The sequence below is a fragment of the Photorhabdus sp. RM323S genome, assembly GCF_042879375.1.
Classification (GTDB): domain Bacteria; phylum Pseudomonadota; class Gammaproteobacteria; order Enterobacterales; family Enterobacteriaceae; genus Photorhabdus; species Photorhabdus tasmaniensis.
The window spans coordinates 90,425-96,424 of sequence record NZ_JBHFKZ010000011.1 but is presented as its reverse complement, the minus strand read 5'-3'; the positions used below and the strand labels follow the sequence as shown (position 1 = coordinate 96,424).

At 43.9% G+C, this 6,000-nt stretch carries 6 protein-coding genes and 1 tRNA gene; 5 read left to right on the top strand and 2 right to left on the bottom strand.

The genetic code is table 11. The features are described from left to right. Nucleotides 1-367: 367 nt before the first annotated feature. Complete coding sequence (locus ACGF7G_RS07760) at nucleotides 368-1,531, top strand: tyrosine-type recombinase/integrase (protein ID WP_387464577.1); 1,164 nt, start codon at nucleotides 368-370, stop codon at nucleotides 1,529-1,531. 15 nt (nucleotides 1,532-1,546) lie between these two features. On the opposite strand, the gene ACGF7G_RS07755 is transcribed toward ACGF7G_RS07760, so the two are convergent. After that, nucleotides 1,547-1,623: transfer RNA gene (locus ACGF7G_RS07755), tRNA-Arg, on the bottom strand. Between the two features lie 195 nt (nucleotides 1,624-1,818). Here ACGF7G_RS07755 and folD point away from each other — a divergent pair. Together folD and ybcJ are read left to right on the top strand one after the other, a co-directional pair. Continuing rightward, the gene (folD, locus tag ACGF7G_RS07750; protein ID WP_133816101.1) at nucleotides 1,819-2,694 is read left to right on the top strand and encodes a bifunctional methylenetetrahydrofolate dehydrogenase/methenyltetrahydrofolate cyclohydrolase FolD; all 876 of its coding nucleotides are present in this window, start codon (nucleotides 1,819-1,821) and stop codon (nucleotides 2,692-2,694) included. Next, nucleotides 2,694-2,906 (top strand): ribosome-associated protein YbcJ, encoded by a 213-nt coding sequence (ybcJ, locus tag ACGF7G_RS07745; protein ID WP_387464574.1) that lies wholly within the window; start codon nucleotides 2,694-2,696, stop codon nucleotides 2,904-2,906. The genes folD and ybcJ overlap by 1 nt, the downstream gene beginning before the upstream one ends. Nucleotides 2,907-2,976: 70 nt before the next feature. On the opposite strand, the gene cysS is transcribed toward ybcJ, so the two are convergent. Continuing rightward, complete coding sequence (cysS, locus tag ACGF7G_RS07740; protein ID WP_133816099.1) at nucleotides 2,977-4,362, bottom strand: cysteine--tRNA ligase; 1,386 nt, start codon at nucleotides 4,360-4,362, stop codon at nucleotides 2,977-2,979. A gap of 269 nt (nucleotides 4,363-4,631) precedes the next feature. Between cysS and ppiB the strand changes: the two genes are divergently transcribed. Then, entirely contained in the window at nucleotides 4,632-5,126 is a 495-nt protein-coding gene (gene ppiB, locus ACGF7G_RS07735; protein WP_387464573.1) for a peptidylprolyl isomerase B, read from the top strand. 10 nt (nucleotides 5,127-5,136) lie between these two features. After that, a complete protein-coding gene (lpxH, locus tag ACGF7G_RS07730) occupies nucleotides 5,137-5,859 on the top strand; it encodes a UDP-2,3-diacylglucosamine diphosphatase (RefSeq protein ID WP_387464571.1) in 723 nt (240 codons plus the stop codon). The last annotated feature ends 141 nt before the right edge of the window (nucleotides 5,860-6,000 follow it).

The window sequence follows — 6,000 nt, the reverse complement described above, 5'->3', positions numbered from 1 at the left end:
ACAGAAATTCAAATTAATTATGTCTGATCATCAGAAGAAAAAAGCCAGCCCAAAAATCTGGCTTGCTCAGTATGTGAGGAATTTGCAGAGAAACTAAAGGAGTTAAAATAATGAGACTCATCACTGACAATTATGAGGTGGAAAGCATAACTCTATCCAGAAAAAAAGCCGCTGCTTTCATAGGGATTGATGTGGACACATTATCGCTGTGGTGCAAGATAGGTAAGATAGCTTATATAAAGAAAAACCCCACTAAACCAAACTCACCGTATTTATTTACACGTGTCGCATGTATTGCAGCAATCAACAATTCGATCAAAACTATGCATGTGAGCACGGTAGATGTGACAGAAAAAGGAGATAAACAATGTCAATCTTCCGTAGAGGAAATACATGGTATGGGAACTATACGACGCAAAGCGGCAAAAGAATTAAAGAATCTCTTGGGACAACGGACAAAAAGCAAGCTCAGGAGTTGCACGACAAGCGAAAGGCCGAGTTCTGGCGTATAGATCGCTTGGGTGACTTCCCTGATGTCACTTTTGAAGAAGCTTGCTTGCGTTGGATTGAAGAGAAGGCGGACAAAAAATCACTGGATGACGATAAAGGACGCTTAGAGTTCTGGCTAACTCATTTTGGGGGTTTTAGGTTAAAGGATATAACCGAAGCTAGCATTTATGCTGCGATTAGTAAGATGAAAAATCGTAAAGTTAAGGAACGCTGGGAAAACCGTGTAAAAGCCGCGCAGAAAAAAGGAAAGGAAATCCCTGCATATAAAGAAGTTTCGGTCTCAACGGCAACTAAAGCAAAGCATTTATCATTGATGAAATCTCTGTTAAGGGCAGCCGAACGGGATTGGAAATGGTTAGAGAAAGCACCCGTGATTAAGGTTCCAGCTGTCAGAGATAAGCGCGTCAGATGGTTGGAACCTCACGAAGCACAAAGGTTAGTTGATGAATGCCCGGAGCCGTTAAAATCAGTCGTTAAATTTGCACTGGCTACAGGTCTGAGGCGTTCAAATATCATTAATCTGGAATGGTCTCAAATTGATATGCAGCGCCAAGTTGCATGGATACACCCAGATCAAAGCAAGTCGTCTAGGGCTATAGGGGTAGCCCTAAATGAAACTGCTTGCAAGGCGCTACGTGACCAAATAGGAAATCACCATAAATGGGTTTTTGTCCACACAAAGTCATCAATCAGCCCTAATGGGGCGGTAATGCCGAAAGTCAGGAAGATGCGCGTCGATAATAACACAGCATGGAATGCAGCGCTAAAACGAGCCGGAATAGAAAATTTCCGCTTTCATGATTTAAGGCATACTTGGGCAAGTTGGTTAGTTCAATCCGGAGTTCCATTATCAATTTTACAAGAGATGGGCGGATGGGAATCAGTCGAAATGGTAAGGCGCTATGCTCATTTAGCACCCAATCATTTAACTGAGCACGCGAAACAAATAGATGCGCTTTTTGTTGATTGCGTCCCAAGTTCGTCCCAGTCAAGGAAAATGACAATTGCTAAGCGGGGCTAAGTTATTGAATTTAAATGGTACGCCCTACAGGATTCGAACCTGTGACCTACGGCTTAGAAGGCCGTTGCTCTATCCAGCTGAGCTAAGGGCGCATCTTGGGAGATGAGCTGCATCAGTAATGCTCTGATGCGGGGTGAGATTATACGGGGACAAACCCTTGAGTCAATGGCTTTTCTGCTTATAAATCTCCATCTGTCTATTTTCTGATTATCAATAAAACTGACAGCACGCTCATGTTCTGACAAAATAGGCGTATCCCAATGTTTGATTTATGGATTTATTAGTACATGCCAGCAAAAATTATTGACGGGAAAACGATTGCGCAGACAATCAGAAGGGAAGTCACTGAACGTGTTCAACAACGTGTCGCAGCGGGAAAACGTGCTCCCGGTCTTGCCGTTGTTTTAGTCGGGGAAAACCCCGCTTCTCAGATTTATGTCGCAAGCAAACGCCGTGCCTGTGAAGAAGTCGGGTTTGTCTCCCGTTCTTATGATCTGCCAGATACTACCAGTGAAGCAGAGTTACTGAACCTTATCGATCAACTCAATAATGATTCAGAAATTGATGGAATTCTGGTGCAACTCCCTTTACCTGCCGGTATCGATAATGTCAAAGTTCTGGAGCGTATCCAACCCGATAAGGATGTTGATGGCTTCCACCCCTATAATATTGGTCGTCTGTGTCAACGTGCTCCCAAGCTGCGCCCCTGTACTCCGCGCGGGATCGCAACGTTGCTTGAACGCTGCGAAATCAATACTTATGGTCTGAATGCCGTCATTATCGGCGCTTCAAATATTGTTGGTCGTCCAATGAGTCTGGAACTGCTACTGGCTGGCTGTACCACCACGGTGACTCATCGTTTTACCAAAGATTTACGCCACCATGTGGAACATGCGGATCTGCTGATTGTGGCTGTCGGTAAACCAAACTTTATCCCCGGTGAATGGATTAAACCAGGCGCTATCGTTATTGATGTAGGTATTAACCGTCTGGAAGACGGTAAGGTCATTGGGGATGTTGATTTTGAAACTGCATCAGAGCGGGCAAGCTGGATTTCGCCTGTTCCAGGGGGTGTTGGTCCAATGACAGTAGCCACGCTTATCCAAAATACCTTGCAAGCCTGCGAGGAATACCACAACGTGGAAAAAACTGAAGGTTGTTAATGGAAATTTTTCATTTAGAAGGCCATCCTCATGTGGAGCTGTGTGCTCTGCTGAAGTTTCAAGGATGGAGTGAAAGCGGTGCAGCCGCCAAAGCAGTTATTGCTGAAGGTCTGATTGAAGTCAATGGTCAGACAGAAACGCGCAAACGCTGCAAAATTATTGCCGGACAAGTTGTTACCTTCAACGGTGACTCTGTTTGCATCAAAGAATAACTAAAATAGGCTCCCCCCAAAAGGGAGCCTATTTTATAAAGTCAGTTCAGTGACTCAAAATATATCTAGCTTACTTACGACGCCAACTCGTTCCCTGCGGGCCGTCTTCCAGCTCAATTCCTATTTCATTCAACTGATTACGGGCAGAATCTGCCAACGCCCAATCTTTGTTTTTACGGGCATCATTACGCTGCTTAATCAGAGCTTCAATTTTGGTAATTTCTTCATCATCATCTTGAACGCCACTATGCAGAAATTGTTCCGGCTCTTGTTCCAACAAGCCTAAAATGCCTGCCAGTTTACGTAACTCAGCCGCCAGGCCATTCGCCGCAACCATATTTTCTGATTTCAATCGGTTGATTTCACGCGCTATATCAAACAAAACCGAATAAGCCTCTGGCGTATTGAAATCATCATTCATTGCTTCATTGAAACGTACTTCAAACACTTCACCCCCTGCCGGTTGTACAGAAGCATCCGTGCCACGCAGAGAAGTATATAGACGTTCAAGCGCAGTGCGCGCCTGTTTCAGGTTCTCTTCAGTGTAGTTAAGCTGGCTGCGATAATGGCCTGACAGCAGGAAGTAACGTACCGTCTCTGCATCGTAATATTCCAGTACGTCACGGATAGTAAAGAAGTTGTTCAGCGATTTGGACATCTTCTCTTTATCCACCATCACCATTCCAGAGTGCATCCAATAATTCACATACGGGCCATCATGGGCACAGGTAGACTGAGCAATTTCATTTTCATGATGCGGAAACATTAGATCAGCACCGCCACCATGGATATCAAAATGATTGCCCAACTGTTTGTTGTTCATGGCAGAACATTCAATATGCCAGCCAGGACGACCAGCTCCCCACGGCGATTCCCAGCTTGGTTCACCCGGCTTAGACATTTTCCACAATACGAAATCCATTGGGTTACGCTTGACATCGGCCACTTCTACTCGTGCACCTGCCTGTAACTGGCTGAGATCCTGACGGGAAAGTGATCCGTAATCCGGATCACTTTCGACGGAAAACATGACATCACCATTATCTGCCACGTAAGCATAATCACGCTTTATCAACGATTCTGTCAGTTCAATAATCTCTGGGATATGACGCGTCGCGCGTGGCTCCAAGTCAGGACGTAAAATATTCAACGTATCAAAATCCTTATGCATTTCTGCCAGCATACGGCTGGTCAGATCATCACAACTTTCATGGTTTTCCGCTGCACGTTTAATGATTTTGTCATCAACATCGGTCACATTGCGCACGTAGGTCAAATCGTATCCCAGATAACGCAGGTAACGGGCAACCACATCAAAGGAAACAAATGTTCTGCCGTGACCAATATGGCACAGGTCATAAATCGTGATACCACACACGTACATCCCTACTTTCCCTGGATGGATTGGCTTAAATTCTTCTTTCTGACGACTGAGGGTATTGAAAATTTTTAGCATCGGGATTTTCCGTAAATTCACTGTACGTGTGATTAAAAATAACGAATTGATAATTCTGGATTTATGCCCTTATCTCATAAATAAATACTCGATATGGCATAGTCCAATAAGATATTGAAACCTGATATTAAGCGCTTTGCAAGGTTGGCGGTCAATATAGCTTACTGAAATTAATAGGTACTGACTCATTATGGTAGATGTGATATAAAAGCCGCCTGGTCCAAATGCCCTAAACCGGGTTAATCAAAACTATTATTAGGATTTCAATTATGGTGACTTTCCATACCAATTTTGGCGATATCGTAATTAATACTTTCGCCGACAAAGCTCCTGTAACTGTTGAAAATTTCTTGAACTACTGCCGCAATAGCTTCTACGATAACACTATCTTCCACCGTGTTATTAACGGTTTCATGATTCAAGGTGGTGGGTTTGAACCTGGTATGAAACAAAAATCGACTGACGAGGCTATCAAAAACGAAGCCAATAACGGTCTGAAAAACAACCGTGGTACTCTGGCTATGGCACGTACCAATGATCCACATTCAGCAACTGCACAGTTTTTCATCAATGTCGTTGATAATGATTTCCTGAACTTCCGTTCTGAACGCCCTGATGGCTGGGGTTACTGTGTATTTGCAGAAGTAGTCGATGGTATGGATGTTGTTGATAAAATCAAAGGCGTATCTACCGGCCGCAGCGGTATGCACCAAGACGTACCACGCGAAGACGTTATCATTGAGAAAGTGACTGTCAGCGAGTAATTCACCACGTATGTGCACACTTTTTATCGCAGATTTACATCTCAGCGAACACGAGCCGGCAATCACTGCCGGTTTTCTGCGTTTTCTGCGTGAGGATGCTAGTCAGGCGGATAGTCTCTATATTCTTGGTGATCTGTTCGATTACTGGATTGGTGATGATGATGATAATCCTCTTCACAGTGAAATTGCCGTTGCATTAAAAACACTGAAACAACAAGGTGTTACCTGTTATTTTATTCATGGCAACCGTGATTTTCTAATCGGTTCCCGCTTTGCTAAAGAAAGTGGGATCATATTGCTACCACAAGAAAAGGTATTGGAACTGTATGGTAAGCGGGTGCTTATCCTACACGGAGATACTTTGTGTACTGATGACAAAGGTTATCAGCAATATCGTAAACGGGTTCATACCCCGTGGATCCAGCGCCTGTTTTTATTATTACCCCTGTTTATCCGTCAGAAAATCGCCGAAAAAATGCGGGCAAACAGCCAATCTATCAACAGCAGAAAATCCGAAGCAATTATGGATGTCAACCAGCAAGCCGTTATTGATGTTGTTGAGCAGTATCAAGCTGACTGGATGATTCATGGACATACTCACCGCCCAGCTGTACATAAAACTCTTCTGCATAACAAAATCGTCTACCGTGGTGTACTTGGTGCATGGCACCATCAAGGTTCAATGTTCAAAGTCACAGACAAATCAATCGATCTTATCTTTTTCCTATTCTGATCGATGGGAGAACACTCACATCCAGGTAGTACAATCAAAGCATAAAGCAACGCAATCGTTTTCCTTAGCTTGCGACCATGATATGATCCGCGGTCTTAAAGCGCTATTTTCGTTCTGGTGGACGTTAAAACACAGGAGCAT